The organism is Streptomyces sp. NBC_01294, assembly GCF_035917235.1.
GTDB classification, from domain to species: Bacteria; Actinomycetota; Actinomycetes; order Streptomycetales; family Streptomycetaceae; genus Streptomyces; species Streptomyces caledonius.
Window position 1 is genome coordinate 7,548,052 of sequence record NZ_CP108423.1, and the last position, 14,794, is coordinate 7,562,845.

Here is a 14,794-nt window from a genome sequence, read left to right on the forward strand (position 1 = left end):
CTTTCAGAGGTGTCCCGGCCCTGCGGCCGGCACGGTTCGGAGAAGAAACGGCAGTTCGACGAGGGACCGCAGCATCGGCAGAACAGGCGTGCGCAGACCGATCCCGAAGTCCTCCCACGGCGACGTCGCGCCATCCAGGAACCGCAGGATCCGGTCGGCAGGCGCGGACGCGAAGAGGTCCGCGAAGAATGCCCCGCCGTCGACCCGACCCGAGTCCAATGCGCGCAGCAGCACCGCGTCCATCGCCCGGGCCCTGCGGCCATGCACGGCGGGCACCCGGGCGGGAGAGCGGCCGGACCGCACTGCCTCGGCGAGGTGGCGGCTCTGGCGCTGGATCGCGGCGAAGGTATAGCCCGTCGACGGACGGGTAGCTCCGCCGGCAGCCCCGATCAAGTAGACCCGGCGGCCGTTGCGGCGGGGGTAGATTCCGTCGCTCATCGGGATCACTCCCTGCTCCCGCTCCCAGACGGTGTAGTCGCCGAGTCCCAGGACCGATGTGCAGTAGTGGCGCAGGGCGCGTTCGTACGCAGCCTCGTCCAGGGCAGCGGGGGAGAACTGCGTGTACTCGACGAGCGCTTCACAGGGGCCCAGCGGCAGCACATAGCCGAAGGCAAGTCCTCGGGACGGCTGCGGGAGGCGGAAGTCCATCAAGATCGCAGCCCCGGGATCGAAGACCGCTCTGGCCGTGCGCACGAACCAGCCACGGAAGTGCTGGAGCAGCGTGGTCCGGGCAGCGGGCAGCCGACGCAGCGGCCGGGAGTCGAAGACGATCCCCGACCGGAGCACCGAGAACGCCCCCGACACATCACGGCCCCGCACCACTGCCCCACCCGCGGCGTCGGATGCCGACTCAACCGTCAACTGCCGCAAGCCGACACCGAACTCGCCGAGCCGCTCGGTCATCGCAGCCTCGAACCGGTCCGACCTCAGCATCTTGTACCTCATCGGACCCAGCGGCCGGTCAATTACCCTGCCATCCGGTGCATACACACGCAGCCGTTTCCAACTCGCCGCCAGCAGGTGATCGTACGCACCGCCACCCGCCTCCCAATAGCACCAGGTCCGCTTGGGGGACCGCTGCTGCCCAGGCGGAGCCTCGACCACCACCACGCGCGGCGCCGCCCTTTCCCCTGGGATCGGCCGCGCGAGCCCGACCGCCAGGGAAAGCCCGGCCGCCCCGGCCCCGACCACGGTCACATCCGCGTCCCAACTCAATCCCTCGGCCTCCCGCCCCGCGCGCCAACCGTCCCTCTTCCGCGCCTAACATCCCGGCGGATGCAGTAAACCGCCTGCCGGCTCCGGTAAACATCGGACGCGGCCGAAGCAGCCGCGGAACATCGCCCGGGTGTGGGCCAAGCTGCACCGCCTGGTCCTCGACGAGCGGCGCGGGACTGTAAAAGAAACGGTGTAACTCCGATCATGGAGGATTGCACCTGTGACCAGCGAGAACATAGCCACGCCGTCTGAGGCGGAGGCCGCGTCGGCGGGCGTGGATGACCGGTTCCTGAACGAGCTCGTGGCCCGGGCTCAGGCCGAGGGCCTGCAGCTGACCGGTGAGGGCGGGCTGCTCCAGCAGCTGACGAAGCGGCTGCTGGAGTCCGCTCTCGAGGGCGAGATGACAGATCATCTCGGCTATGACCGGCACGATCCGGCCGGGAAGAACGGCGGCAACTCGAGGAACGGAAAACGCTCCAAGACAGTCGTCACGGACGTAGGGCCGGTCGAGATCGACGTGCCGCGGGACCGCGAGGGAGCGTTCGAGCCGCAGATCGTCAAGAAGCGTCAGCGCCGGCTGTCCGGCGTCGACGAGATGGTCCTGTCGCTCTCCGCGAAGGGCCTCGCCCACGGCGAGATCTCCGCCCACCTGGCCGAGGTCTACGGAGCCGAGGTCTCCAAGCAGACCATCTCCACGATCACCGATTCGGTGATGGAGGGCATGGCCGAATGGCAGGCCCGCCCGCTCGACCGTGTCTATCCGGTCGTGTTCATCGACTGCATCAACGTGAAGATCCGCGACGGCCAGGTCGCCAACCGCCCCATCTATATGGCGTTGGCGGTCACGGCCGAAGGCCACCGCGACATCCTCGGCCTGTGGGCCGGCGGTGAGGGAGGCGAAGGCGCCAAGCACTGGCTCCGGGTCCTGACCGAGCTGAAGAACCGGGGCGTCGAGGACGTCCTCATGCTGGTCTGCGACGGGTTGAAGGGCCTGCCCGACGCGGTCGGCGAGGTCTGGCCCCAGACCGTCGTCCAGACCTGCGTCGTTCACCTGCTGCGAGCGTCGTTCCGCTATGCCGGCCGCCAGGACTGGGACAAGATCGCTAAAGCCCTCAAGCCTGTCTACACCGCTCCGACCGAAGACGCTGCCACCAGCCGGTTCCTCGAGTTCTGCGAGGAATGGGGCGGCAAATACCCGGCGATCGTGCGGTTGTGGGAGAACGCCTGGGCCGAATTCGTCCCGTTCCTGCAGTTCGACGCCGAGATCCGCCGGATCGTCTGTACCACCAACGCGATCGAGTCCGTCAACGCGAGGATCCGCCGGGCCGTCCGTGCCCGCGGCCACTTCCCCTCGGAGAACGCCGCTCTGAAGTGCGTCTACCTCGCGGTGATGTCACTGGACCCGACCGGCGCCGGCCGCAAACGCTGGACCACCCGCTGGAAGCGGGCCCTCCAAGCCTTCGACATCGCCTTCGACGGACGCCTCACCAACAACCGAATCTGAGCCTACAAACCAACCCAGTTACACCGAAAACTTTACAGACCCAGCCCTGGGCTCTTCTGGCCACAAGTACGCGAGCTGCCACCGCACAAGCGGCCGGCCGTGACCCGTTGCCACATTCCGCCGTGCATCCCGCCGACGGGTTGAGAGGCATGTCCAGCGGCGGGAGGCTCCCACGCTGTTGGCCGCGATGACCGGTACCGGTCAGCCGCCAGGGGAAGTGCGCAGGATAGGGCGAAGGAGAAATCGCACGCGTGACCGTGTCTCGGCGAGGGCAGTCGCGGCAGCGTTGCCGGGGTGGTGCGGGCGCGGGACGGTGCTTCCTGCGGAGCCGGTTACTGAGGTTGTAGGCGTGGTGTCGTGAGTGTGAGGCCGGTCGCGGAGAGGCATCCGTTGATGATGTCGCCGCGGTATTGGATTTGGCGGAGGCCGTGTCGTAGCCGGCGGATGAGGTGGTCGGGGTCGGTGAAAACGGTGTTGGCCTGGCTGGTCCGGCGCAGAACCGACCAGATGCCTTCCACGGGGTTGAGGTCGGGTGCATAGGGCGGCAGGTGGTAGGCGGTGATCCAGTCCTGCGCGTCGATGAAGGCCCGCATCCGGCGGTCCTTGTGGACGTTCAAGTTGTCCCAGATGAGGACGATCGGCCCGTCCAACTGCTGGTGGGCTGCGATGAGGAGGTCGCGGTACTCGGTCCAGGCGAAGCTCTTGCGGCCGCCGCTCTTGTGGTCGGTATGCCGTTTGGGCCGGTAGATCAGGCGAGAGCGTTCGCCGGCCTTGTAGCAGCACAGAGCGGCGATGGAGAAGCGGCGTTGGGAACGGCCTCTCACCCGAATGACCGGTGTGCTGCCGCGTTTGCCCCAGGTGCGGGAGGTCGGCGGCGTCATCGAGAATCCTGCCTCGTCCTCGAAGACGAGCCAGGCCCCGAGCGCCGCCGCGATGGTTCCAGGTGCGGCCACACCTCCTTCACCCAGCCGGCCACCGCCGCCTCGTCCCGCTCGACGGCACGACGGGCCGGAACCTGATGGCTCCAACCGTGCCTCCGCAGCATCTGCGAGATCCCCGACAACGTCATGCTCTTGTGGAACCTCCGGCCGATCAGCGTCTTGATCCTGGCCAGCGTCCACCGCTGATCCGGCCACCCATGGGCGACCGGACCTTTGGCCAACTCCTCCTCAAGCACGGCGAACAGCACGTCGCTCAACTTCGGCCGGGACGCCGGGCCACGGGAACGAACCGCGTCCTGACCGGCCTCCCGCCAGGCCCGACGCCACCGCTGGACCGACCGGACACTGACCCGTAACTCCTTCGCGATCTCCGTACTGCCCCGCCCATCGGCGAACATACCGACCGCTTCCATTCGGACCCGCTCACGGAACGCTTGCCTCTCCGCGGTCAGACCCCCACCCTGCGGATACCTCATACCTCCGGCATACCGCGACAATCAGCAACCGTCAGCCCCTACGACAAGACGACTTCAAGGTCAGTAGTCGTGGGCCACGACGGCGACCGGTGCGGTGGAGTGATGCAGTACGGCGTGGGTGATCGGTCCGATGTGGGAGCCGAGGGTGGAGCTGCGGATCCGGCGGCCGACGACGACGAGAGAAGCGTCGGAGGCGGCCTCGACGAGCTGGATCGCGGCGTGGCCGATGGGCGCCCGCACTTCGACCTCGACCGACGGGAACTTGTCGCGCCATGGCCTGAGCATCTCTTGCAGTGTGGCGGTGATGCCGTGGGCCGTCTCCTGCAGAACAACGGGGTCGAGGGCGGGCGCGTAGCTCAGGATCGGCGGTGGAGTCCACCCGTGCAGCACGTGGAGGGCGGCCCGGTGGTGGGCTGCCTCTTCGAAGGCGAAGGCGAGGAGCTTGTCGCAGAGCTGACGGGTGTCCACGCCGGCCACGACGGCTCCGTGCGTGCGCAGTCCGTCGGCGGGGGTCACGGCGTTGCCGGAGGAGCGGACCAGCACCACAGGATGTTCGGTCGCGGCGATGGTGGCCGAGCCGACCGAACCGACGATGAACCCGGCGATGCTGCCGAGCCCGCGTGAGCCGATGACGAGCATTGTCGAGGAGCGCGCGGCGGCTGCGAGGGCCTCGGAAGGCGGTCCGGGACCTCTTGGGTGGTGATGTCCAGGAGCGGGTGCAGGCGCCGTAGCTCGTTGGACGTCTCGCGCAGCAGGTTCTCGGCCCACTGGCCGCGTATCTCGGTGCTCGCCAGAAGGAGGGGCGGCTGCTCGAGCCATTCCGTGGCGTGGACCAGCTCCAGTGCAGTGTTCCTGAGTTCGGCCTCGCGCGCGGCCCAGTGGGCGGCGGCGGTGCTGGCGCCGGAGCCGTCGAGGCCGACGGTCACCTGGTTGGTCATGAGGAACATCTACCTGGGATGGCGCGCTACTGCCTCCAGAGTCCCCCGACGGCTCACGCTGGAGAAGGGCCGAGAGGGCCCGTATCAGACCGATCGGCCCTGGTAGGGGAGTAGGCAAGGCGAGGTCGGCCTGGCGGGCGAGCCGGTCGGCTTCCGATGGATACCGCCACTCGCTCGTGCTCGTCCACAGGGAGCTCGGTGATGCCGTGCGCGACACGTGGCTTCGCGACATTCTTGAAGGAGCTGACCGGATCCACCAGGCGACCTCGTTCGTCATCAGGTTTCGGAGCGTGTGATGGATGACACCTCCTGGCTTTCGGTGAGGAGGATTCATGGCAGTCGGTATGACGCATGGTCCTGAGCTCGGCGCTGTGGTGGCGGGAGTGGATGGATCCCGGTCTGCGGAGCGGGCGGTGTTCTGGGCCGCGGCGGAGGCCGTGCGGCGGGATGGCACCTTGCACCTCGTGCACGGCGCGGACACCGACAGCCGGATGCTGTATGCATCTATGTACGCCATCGAGCGGATACGTCGGGCGGGCCGGGACCTGCTCGAGGAGACCGCCGCCAAGGTCGCCGAACGCCATCCGGGGCTGCACGTGTCGACCGAACTCAGTCCCCACGAGCCGGTCGCCGGCCTGCACGCTGCGGCTGCGGACTCCGACACCATCGTGGTCGGTAGCCGCGGCCTCGGCGGCTTCGAGTCACTGATGCTGGGTTCGGTCGGCCTGAAGGTCGCCGCGGGCGCCAAGGCGCCCGTGGTCGTGGTCCGGGGGGACGAGAACACCGCCGAAGCAGGGGTCGTGCTGGCCGCCATCCGTGACGAACATGATGTGGAGTGCGCGAGGTACGCGGCGAGTGAGGCGGAGCTGCGCCGGTCGTCACTGCGGTTGTTGCACGTCTGGAATGTGCTGGAGTCCGTGGCGGAGAGCGTGACCGTGCTCGACGATGCGGACGAGGGAGTGCAGGTGCACGTACGAAGGGTGACGTCAGTGGCCCACCGGATCCGTGACGAGTTCCCGGCCCTGAGCCTGCACGTCGACACAGAGAAGAGTTCGTCCGTCGCAAGGGTGATGGTGGAGGCGTCACGCCACGCGGACCTGTTGGTCATGGGCGGACGGCGCACCCCCGGATACTTCGGGCCCACCCTGGGCTGGGCGACGCACAGCCTCCTGCACCACTCACACTGCCCCGTGGAACTCATTCCGCGCCATGGCAAGCAGGACGACGAGGACCAAGGGTTGTGACCACCCCGAAGGCCGCGGAATCGGCGTCAGCCTCGTGGAACACCTCCGGGCCAGCTGCGGTGAGTCCGTCAGTGGGCGGCCCCGCAGCTGCTGTGAGTTCCACACGCACGTCCACCATGCCTTGGACGGCGCGGGCGGCGCGCATGACCAGAGGGACCAGAGCACGGTTGTGGAGGCTGCCCCGGAGCGTCCTCACCCTCCTCGACCGAGCAGTCGAGTGAACCGGCGGCGCCGGTTCCGGGGTCAAGGCCAAGGGGGCCGGACAGCCCCGTTCACCGTGGCTGCACCCCGCCCGCGCCCGCACCGGCCGCAGTCGGGAACCGTGGCCAGGCACTTTGCTTGACGCCTGGCACGCTGGGCGGACCGGCAGTCCTCGTGCCTGGTGGCGGCCCGTGTCGGCCGTGCCGTTTTCGCCGCGAGGGCCGATTCTGGAAGCGCGGGGCATGCGCACGTGGCCTTCATCGCCCGGCTGTGGATGCCGCGCCGAAGGGCCGTCTTCGACTGAGGAGCCTTCTGTTGCTCACACGGGTCCGTTGGTCGGTGTAACACGCGTCGCGGTCGGCCAAGCCCGGGCCGCCGCGTGAGCCACTTCCGCGACAGCGACCTCGCCGTGCTCATCGTGTCTGGCTCGGCAGGGTGGTGTCGGCCCCCGTGCCACGGCTCACCACAGGGTTCTCACCCCTGCCGTGCGCCGGGCAGGCTTGGCCTACCGGTCAGGTCCCGCCGGACGGGCGTACATTCTTAACAGTGGGGCTGATGTTCCCAGCGATCACGAAGTACGGGCTGCCGACGGACAGCCCGGGGGCAGGAGCGTGACATGACCACCACCCCCGGCCGGACCTCATCCCGCGACCTGGCCACAGTGCTCCCGGCCCGTCTGTCCCTCACGCCGAAGACCACCCTCACTGGCCAGCTGGACGGGGCTTGGTGGCCGCGCTCGCGCGACCTCCAAGTGGAACTTCCGCCCCTTGCGGCGACACTGGACGAAGTCTGGGGACGCATCACACGCGTCACCGTGAACCCCACCCGCTGGCCCGTCGTACCTCACACGGTGAACACCGACGGGCACATCATCCACGTGGGCTGGTTCACCGAACAGCACCCTGACAAGCTGATCCTGCTCTCCTACACCGTCGGCCGCTGGGACCTGCTCGTAATCCCGCCCGAGACTGAGCCCGCCGCCGCGGCACGGCTCATGGCAGCCGCAGCCATCCCCGGCAGCGTCCTTACCGCCGGCGCTCTCATGGCCGACGAAGCGGCCATCGGTCGCGGTCTACGGGACACCCGAAACCGTGAGGACAGCTGGGAGAGCGAAGGTGGATCCCGCACGGCACCCTCCGGTCGGCGAGACCTGCCTCCGACCGGAGGCACCTGGAAGTGAGCAGCGGGGAGACACACCCTCGTCCTCGCCAGGCGATCCTCTCCCTGACCGCAGCCAGCACGTCTGCCCGCCCGCGTGGCAATCGGCACGAGGAGCCACGCTGCCTGTCAATTCGGCGACACCTGCGTCGTCCGACGCCGACACGGATTTCGCCAGCGCGCACCCGGAGCTCCGGCACTGCCGCCAGGCGCGGGCCGCCGAGCCCGGAAGCCTCCGTATAGGCCGGGGGCAGATGAGGCTGGCCGGGACATCCGGCTTCGGCAGCGCGCGTGGCCATCACATTTCTCGGTGTTCGCCGGACCTGTGGGGAACGACGCCGAGGTGGGGGAGATGGCGGACAAACCAGTCCAGCGCGGCGTCGGCCACGGCGTCCAGCGCGCCGGGTTCCTCGAAGAGGTGGGTCGCACCAGGAACCACCCCCATCTGGTGCTCGCAGCGCAGGTGCGCCGCGGCCTGACGGTTGAGGTCCAGTACCTGATCGTCGGCTCCGCCGACGATCAGCAGGGTCGGAGCACGTACGGCCGCGAGCCGGGAGACCGCCAGGTCGGGGCGTCCGCCCCGCGAGACGATCGCGGCGATGTCCGATCGCGGTTCGGCGGCGGCCATGAGCGCGGCTGCGGCGCCCGTGCTGGCGCCGAAGTAGCAGATGCGCAGGGCAAGCCGCGCCCGGATCCATCCCGTGGCCTGAGTCAAGCGGAGGGCGAGGAGCGGTACGTCGAAGACCTTCGCCCGGTCACGTGCCTCGGCCGGGGTGAGGAGATCGAAGAGCAGCGTTGCCAGCCCCGCACGGTTCAGGACCTCGGCCACGTGGCGGTTTCGGGGACTGAGGCGACTGCTGCCGCTGCCGTGCGCGAAGACGACGACGCCCTCGGCGTCCTTGGGCACGGTCAACAGCCCGGGCAGCGCCGTGCCTCCCGCGTCCACCACCACTTCACCAGTCTGTGGCGCGACCCGATCTGAAGCCTGTGCCGGTGCTGGCGGGCGTGCCCGCGCCGCCTCGGCCAACAGCGCGGCGACCTCCTCGTCTCCCACCTGCGAGAAGTCCTCGTACCACTGGCCGACCGCGGAGAAATGACGGGGCACTGACAGGCACACGACCTCGTCCGCCTCGCGCCGAAGCTGTTCCAGTGCCTGGGGAGCCGCCACGGGAACGGCGAGGATCACCTGCTCGACCCCGTGCTCCCGCGCAACCTGGCACGCCACGGACGCGGTCGATCCGGTGGCGATGCCGTCGTCCACGACGACCACCGTCCGTCCGGTGAGCGGGATCCGTTCCCCTCCCCGGCGGTAGCGTGCCTGTCGCCGTTCCAGCTCCGCCCGTTCGGCTTCCTCGACCCTGGCGCAGTCCCCCTCTCCGAGGCCGGCTGCACGGACCGTCGCTCCGTTGATCAGCCGTACGCCGCCCTCGCCGATGGCGCCGAAGGCCACCTCGGGTTGGAAGGGCACCCCGAGTTTGCGGACCACGATCACGTCCAGCGGTGCGCCCAGGACGCGCGCGACCTCCGCGGCCACGGGTACTCCGCCGCGGGGGAGCCCGAGTACCACCGGCTCGACCAGCCCGAGCCGGGCCAGCTCACCGGCCAGTTGTCTGCCAGCGGCCGTTCGATTGGAGAAGAACATACCGCGCCTCCTTTCACGGCCCCGATCCGTCGGCAAGCGTCCGCAGAGACACCGGCCGGAGGGCCGGGTCGGAACCAGACGGTTTCGGTGGCAGGCCAGGCCGCGGTGGTGCGCGGGGTTCGAGCTCAGGAGCCCCGACAACCTGCGCATCACGTGCTGGCGGGCACGCAACAGAACCCCTGACTTCAGGGTCGTACCGGTGCACGAAGTCCGCATCCGGATGGTGCCCGCGTCGAGCGGTCGGCGGGCCGACCTCGTGGCCGTCATGGACTCCGCGGTGGCGGCCGGTGAGGTGGTGTCGCCGTCGGCGTTCAGACGGGGCCATGCTGGAGGTCCGATAACAAGGCCTCACAACGCGGCGAGGGGAGACCGCCATGGCATCGGCGACGCACCCGCAGGCGCATCCCCCAGCGGCCGGGGCGAACATGGCCGTCATGGCCTGGACCGTCGGGGAGGTCATGCGGACGGAGGTGGTGGCCGTCGCCGCCGACGAGACCGTGCTCATGGCCTGGGAGCTGCTGGAGAGGACCGGTGCTGCGTACCTTCCTGTCCTGCTGCCGGACGGCCGCTGCTCCGGACTCCTCGACCGCTGCGAAGTCGCGGTCGCGTGCTCCGCGCCCGCAGTCGTGCTCTCGGCGCAGGACGTCGGCACCCTGCTTTCCGGGCGTCGGCGGCCGACTGTCAGGCCCGAGGAAAGCGTGCGCAAGGCAGCGGTCGCCATGACGGACAACAACTGCGAGGCGCTTCCAGTGCTCGGCAGCGCCGGCAGGCTGGTCGGCCTGCTGACGGCCTCCGACATCGTGGCCGGCCTCGTGCGGTACCCGGCCTCCGCGTCCGGCAACGCCGAGGCGCCTGCGATCGGACCCTCCACGCTGACTCCGGGACTCGGGCCCCGCCGCGACGACCGGGCGAACCCTGTCCCATGAACGGCACCACAGGATGAGGGCAGGACGACCAGGACGAACGACCGGGCGGGCACACAGAGGACAAGCCCGAAGCAGTGGCAGTCACCAGGTGACGCCGATGGACCGAGCGGTCCGCTGCCCGCACGCGAGAAGCCTGTCGGGCCACCGCCTGTACGGCCGGGGCGCCTCACCACGGGATCGGTCCGTGGAGACCATCCGGGTCCGCGAACTGGTCGGCTGATCCGCACCGCGCGCCGTTGCCAGCCGGTGACTGCGGCCGAGACCACCAGGCCAGTCTTCCGTGCAGTTCTCACAGCCAGTTGCCGAGTCCGCGCCTAGGACCAATGGGGACAGGAGCGGGACCAGTCGGCCCCTGTGAGGAGACTGGCCGGTGTCTAGCCTGGTGAGTGGGCTGCGAGGCGAGCATGGGACTCGGCTTCGCCGGTGTCAACGGCGGCGAGGCCTTGCCTGATCACCGGCTTGTGATGGCCCCCGGTACGCAATCCGGGCGAGGGATCTCACCTCGCAGGTCCCGTGGTGTGCCGGGACGTGGCACGGCCCGTCGACTGGCGGGGCCGAGAACGATCTGCGGGGGCGCGACGCTGGAGGAACCGTGAAGCCGACATTCGTACTGGGCCGGATCGCGGGAGTCCGGGTCGGTGTGCACTGGAGCATCCTGGTCATCTTCATGCTCATCGCACTCGGGCTGGCCGAGGGACGGTTGCCGGATGCTTACCCGGGGCGCTCCTGGTGGGTGTACTGGCTGGTGGGGCTGTTGGCCGCCGCGCTCTTCTTCGCGTCTCTGCTCGCCCACGAACTGGCCCACGCCCTGGTGGCCCGGCGCAACAAGGTGGCAGTGGACGACATCGTGCTGTGGCTGCTGGGCGGCGTGGCCAGGCTCAGGTCGGAGGCATCCACGCCCGCAGCCGAACTGCGGATCGCCGGCGTCGGACCCCTCGTGAGCCTGGCTCTGGGGGTGGGCTTCGCGCTGGCCGGGTGGCTGGTCGTCACTGCTGCCGGGCCCGGGCTGGCGAGCGAGGCGCTGATGTGGCTCGCGGTGATCAATCTCTTGCTGGCTTTGTTCAACTCTGTGCCGGCCGCTCCATTGGACGGAGGCCGACTGCTGCGCGCCTTCCTCTGGTGGAGGACGGGAGACCGGGCACGGGCCACGGCCGGTGCGGCAGCGGCGGGGCGCGGGTTCGGCTGGTTCCTCCTCCTGTTTGGCCTGCTGCTGTTCGCGCGCGGTGACGTGGTCGGCGGGCTGTGGCTCGTCATGATCGCCTGGTTCCTGATCGCCGCCGCGACCGCGGAGGGGCAGCAGGCACAGTTGCGGGCGGTGCTGGCGGGTGTAGCGGTGCGGCATGCCATGACGCCCTCCCCGGTCACCGTTCCCGCCGGGTTGACCATTGCGGCGCTCCTGGCAGATCCCCGCTACCGCTACCACCACTCGGCTTTCCCGGTCATCGGTGATGACGGACGCTCCCCGGTGGGGCTGTTGACGCTTTCCGCGGCAGGGCGGGTGGCCGAGAGACAACGCGAGGTGACGAGGGTTGGGGACGTGATGGTCCCGCGGTCGGACGTCACCGTGGTCGGCCCGGACGACCAGTTGGCTGAAGTGCTGCCGCAGATGCTGGCGGGGGGCGGGCAGCGTGCCCTCGTCGTCGACGAGAGCGGCAGCCTGGTCGGCATCGTCGCGTCCTCGGACATCAGCCGCACCGTGTCCTGGCTGATGACGGCCCCGGCCAAGGGGCGCCCACACAGCGGCGGCGGCCCCAGAGATATGCCCTGAGCAGCAGCGGGTTCCACGCGGAGCGGCGAGTGGCTTCCCGGATCCGCGTCGCCGGGACCGCATGGCGCCCTGCAGCGGCGCAGGAGGGTGTGCCGTAATGGGTCATCCCTTGGGTCACGGTGCTTCCTGAGCCGGTGCACCGTGGTGCTGTGGGACGACTGCGACGGGGCACAGGGCATGATGCAGGGCTCGGTGGGCGACCCTCCCCAGTTCCATGCCGATCAGGCTGCCTGGCCGCCGTGCGCCGACGATCAAGAGGTCTGCTGCGGCAGACCGCTCCGTGAGCACCTTGCGTGCGTTGCCTTCGAGTGTGGTGCGGCGGAGCCGTACCTGTGGATGTTCCCGGGCCGCGGTTTCCACGGCTTTGTCGAGGAGCGTTTTAGCCCGCTCCTCGTGGTCGCGGGTGGCGTCGCCGGGCAGGACCATGTGGTCGACCGGTTCGTGTGGTGAGCGTCGCCAGGTGCAGACGACATCGAGTTCCGCGTCCCGTGCCGCGGCCTCGCGGAAGGCGAACCGTACGGCGGGAGAGTCCACGTCGTAGGGGCCTATGCCGAGCAGTACGCGCCCGTGGCGTGCTTCCAGAGCGTGCCGGTCCCCGCGCACGACGACGACTGGGCCGGAGGACCTGGCGGTCACGACCAAGGCCACGGATCCGAGCAGAAGGTCGGCGAGTTCCCCACGTCCGCGCGAGCCGACGACGACGGCGTCTGCCGTGCGTCCCTCGCGTAGCAGAGCACTCGCCGCGTCCTCGGCCGTGATGTCCGTCGTGACCTGCAGGCCGGGTGTGCGTCGCCGAACGCGCTCGGCGCAGACCCCCACGATGTTCTCGGCGAGGACCTGTCCGGAGGGACGGTCCAGGCTCCAGGCTGGTACGGCTCCCTCGTACCGCTCCCAGAACGAGGCGTACACGATGCGCAGGGGGAGCGCGAGTCGTACTGCCTCGTCCGCGGCCCAGTCCGTCGCGGTGAGACTGGAATCGGAACCGTCGACGCCTACGACAAGGGGAGCCAGGGTCTTCATCATCCCCACCGCCTCTCGAGACTCAGATCGACTCACTGGCACGCTCACACCAGACCGGGACGGCCGCCCGGTCCCCGGTCTCAACTCGTTTGGGAAGCCACGGCCGCGTGGCAGCCCTTAGCAGGACCCGGCGGCCGTCTCGCAGACCACGTCGCGGTTGACGACGGCAGGTGAAGTACCTGTTCTTCCATTCTCGCCCTGCAGCGGTGAGGCGCCGCCCGGGCAAGTCCCCTCATACCTTCGGCCGTCTTCGTAGAGTGACTGCCCCATGACGCGAGGCGACGGTGAGGAGGAGCCAGCTCACCCACCCGATCGGCTGCAGCACCCAGTAACTCGCGATCCGGTACAGGAGTGTGAGCGCGATGGCCTGATCCGCGGGGAGTCCGTAGAGGACCAGGAGCGCGGCGAGGCTGGTTTCGATGACTCCGAGGCTGCCGGGTGTGAGCCGCAGGGCCCCCGTCATCTGAGTGAGGGTGTAGGCGATCAGTGTCCCCGGCCAGGGCAGCGCGATCCCCAGTCCCCATGCGCAGGCGATGAGGCAGGCCACGTCCAGAATCCAGTTCGAGACGGCCAGGGCGAACGGCGCCAGCCATGGGCGCACGCCGGGCCTACTTACTCGAACGTGTCGGACGAGGCGGGACAGCCCTTCCTCGATGTCCCACATGCGGGGGGTGCGGACTCCGATCTTTCGCCACAGACGCCATGCGCGGCGCCGCAAGGAAGGAAACCGTGACAGGGCAACCACCGCGGTGGCGGCGAGCACGAGGGCCACCGTCAGCCAGAGCACGGCGGAGCGCAGACCGGCTCCGGGCCCCGATCCGCTGCCGGTAAGGACACCGACCACCAGCAAGAAGAACAGGGCGAGAGCGGACAGCAAGCCGGAGACCGCGAGGACGGACCCTGCGAGCACCAGCGATACGTGTCGGCGCCGCAACTGCCCGAACAGCCATGCAGCGGCGAATGCCGCACCACCGGGGAGTGCTCCAGCCACTGCGTTGGCTGCGGCGACCATGGCACCCATCAGGGGGAATCCCAGACGGGCGCCACCCAGTTTCAGCAGCCACCATTGCATTGCCGCCATACACGTCAGGGACAGCACCTCAAGCAGGGCGCCCAGTACCAGCCACGCCGGCGGCACCGCCCCCATCAGGCGGAGGGCCGAGGCGATGTCGTGGCGCCGGTTCACAGCGGCGACCGCGGCAGCCGTCACGAATACGGCCGACAGAAGCCACCACAACGGGTGACGGGCCGAGGCGGGCAGCGGCCGGGGAACCGGTTGCCCGGTACCGTCCGATTCGCCAGTTCCATGCGCCATACAGGCCACGTTACGGACGGGCTTGCCTTCGGCGCGGCATACGCCGCGCGCACCCGCCCGGCTCTGCGGATCAGGACGATTGCGGTGCTGATCTCCGGCAGCGGGCGCAGCGCCGCAGGGTCAGTGCCCCCTCCGGGCAGGACCGGTTCCGTCCCGGGCGGTCGTCGAATTCCCAACCACTCGGACGCATGCGGTCCTCGCACTCTGCACCCGGCGCGTTTCCCCACTGCCGCAGCCCCCCGGCCTGCCCCTCACTCTCGCCGCACTCGACGCCGTCAGTGATCGGCGCGGTGAGCCAGCCCACCCATTACGCGCACCGGGTCCTGCTCCCAGGCGGATGCAGGCGGGCAGGCCGCTTTGCCCCCACCAACACGGCAAGTCGGCCGGGTCAAATATTGAGGCCAAGAGGGTGCCAGAGCCTCAGCGAGCCTCGCGTCCGTTCGGGG

11 protein-coding genes and 1 pseudogene are annotated in these 14,794 nt (G+C 69.4%); 5 read left to right on the plus strand and 7 right to left on the minus strand.

Translation table 11 applies throughout. The annotated features are described in order from the left end of the window. Window positions 1-3: 3 nt before the first annotated feature. Window positions 4-1,215 (minus strand): lycopene cyclase family protein, encoded by a 1,212-nt coding sequence (locus OG534_RS34130; RefSeq protein WP_326593241.1) that lies wholly within the window; start codon window positions 1,213-1,215, stop codon window positions 4-6. A 235-nt stretch (window positions 1,216-1,450) separates the two neighbouring features. On the opposite strand from OG534_RS34130, the gene OG534_RS34135 reads away from it, so the two are divergent. Continuing rightward, entirely contained in the window at window positions 1,451-2,719 is a 1,269-nt protein-coding gene (locus OG534_RS34135) for an IS256 family transposase (RefSeq protein WP_442807262.1), read from the plus strand. Window positions 2,720-3,051: 332 nt separating this feature from the next. Here OG534_RS34135 and OG534_RS38795 read toward each other — a convergent pair. From OG534_RS38795 to OG534_RS34155, 3 genes and pseudogenes are all read right to left on the minus strand, one after another. Next, a protein-coding gene (locus tag OG534_RS38795) for an IS630 family transposase (RefSeq protein ID WP_442807180.1) occupies window positions 3,052-4,136 on the minus strand; the annotation gives its coding sequence in 2 pieces (ribosomal slippage) (window positions 3,052-3,683 and window positions 3,683-4,136; 1,086 coding nt in all). A gap of 60 nt (window positions 4,137-4,196) precedes the next feature. Next, window positions 4,197-4,682, minus strand: coding sequence for a universal stress protein (locus OG534_RS38800; RefSeq protein WP_442807263.1), 486 nt, complete (start codon window positions 4,680-4,682; stop codon window positions 4,197-4,199). Window positions 4,683-4,727: 45 nt separating this feature from the next. Next, window positions 4,728-5,083: pseudogene (locus tag OG534_RS34155) on the minus strand (universal stress protein); the annotation flags it as partial. 323 nt (window positions 5,084-5,406) lie between these two features. On the opposite strand from OG534_RS34155, the gene OG534_RS34160 reads away from it, so the two are divergent. Continuing rightward, window positions 5,407-6,318, plus strand: a complete 912-nt coding sequence (locus tag OG534_RS34160) for a universal stress protein (protein ID WP_326593242.1) — start codon at window positions 5,407-5,409, stop codon at window positions 6,316-6,318. An 817-nt stretch (window positions 6,319-7,135) separates the two neighbouring features. Beyond that, window positions 7,136-7,699: a DUF5994 family protein gene (locus OG534_RS34165; protein ID WP_326593243.1), complete on the plus strand. Its 564-nt coding sequence runs from the start codon at window positions 7,136-7,138 to the stop codon at window positions 7,697-7,699. 276 nt (window positions 7,700-7,975) lie between these two features. On the opposite strand, the gene OG534_RS34170 is transcribed toward OG534_RS34165, so the two are convergent. After that, complete coding sequence (locus tag OG534_RS34170; protein WP_326593244.1) at window positions 7,976-9,319, minus strand: phosphoribosyltransferase family protein; 1,344 nt, start codon at window positions 9,317-9,319, stop codon at window positions 7,976-7,978. Window positions 9,320-9,693: 374 nt separating this feature from the next. Between OG534_RS34170 and OG534_RS34175 the strand changes: the two genes are divergently transcribed. Continuing rightward, window positions 9,694-10,245 (plus strand): CBS domain-containing protein, encoded by a 552-nt coding sequence (locus OG534_RS34175; RefSeq protein ID WP_326593245.1) that lies wholly within the window; start codon window positions 9,694-9,696, stop codon window positions 10,243-10,245. A 592-nt stretch (window positions 10,246-10,837) separates the two neighbouring features. Beyond that, complete coding sequence (locus OG534_RS34180) at window positions 10,838-12,013, plus strand: site-2 protease family protein (RefSeq protein WP_326593246.1); 1,176 nt, start codon at window positions 10,838-10,840, stop codon at window positions 12,011-12,013. Window positions 12,014-12,127: 114 nt separating this feature from the next. On the opposite strand, the gene OG534_RS34185 is transcribed toward OG534_RS34180, so the two are convergent. Both OG534_RS34185 and OG534_RS34190 read right to left on the minus strand, forming a co-directional pair. Continuing rightward, window positions 12,128-13,036: a universal stress protein gene (locus tag OG534_RS34185; protein WP_326593247.1), complete on the minus strand. Its 909-nt coding sequence runs from the start codon at window positions 13,034-13,036 to the stop codon at window positions 12,128-12,130. Window positions 13,037-13,265: 229 nt separating this feature from the next. Beyond that, window positions 13,266-14,348 (minus strand): lysylphosphatidylglycerol synthase transmembrane domain-containing protein, encoded by a 1,083-nt coding sequence (locus OG534_RS34190; RefSeq protein WP_326593248.1) that lies wholly within the window; start codon window positions 14,346-14,348, stop codon window positions 13,266-13,268. Window positions 14,349-14,794: the final 446 nt, after the last annotated feature.